The sequence below is a fragment of the Ferrovum myxofaciens genome (assembly GCF_000735045.1).
GTDB lineage: Bacteria > Pseudomonadota > Gammaproteobacteria > Burkholderiales > Ferrovaceae > Ferrovum > Ferrovum myxofaciens.
In genome coordinates this window covers 1-357 of record NZ_JPOQ01000040.1, presented here as the reverse complement: position 1 = coordinate 357, position 357 = coordinate 1, and the positions used below count along the sequence as shown (strand labels likewise).

Genomic DNA, 357 nt, shown 5'->3' with positions numbered 1-357 from the left:
TCTAAAACTCCCATTGAACAGTTGCACTTGGTACGAAGGTACAAATAGGCGATATAAAATAACTCGGGCAGTATATGTCGGTTGCAGGCGTCTGAGTTGATGGCAAGGCGTCCAAATTCGCTGAGCTTGTTTCCTTGCTGGCGCAGTTCGTTGAGGTGATCTTGGTAAGTTTCGTCAGCAAATAAACCATGGATGTTGTCGGGTCTCACGGAAATGGTTCCAATCACCTGACCCGAGTTTCCGGCGGCAAAAAAGGTAATCCATTGGTCATGATCTTTCAGAGTTAGGGCGGTTTTATATCCGCGTTTGGAATATTGCTTATGAATGAGGTCAAGAGAGGCGGATTTCTGTTCTTTG

1 protein-coding gene is annotated in these 357 nt (G+C 45.7%); it reads right to left on the bottom strand.

What is annotated here, in order from left to right; genetic code table 11:
• Positions 1-357, bottom strand: a 357-nt coding sequence (locus IV91_RS18380; protein WP_031597111.1) for an N-acyl amino acid synthase FeeM domain-containing protein, incomplete at both ends; no start/stop codon positions are given.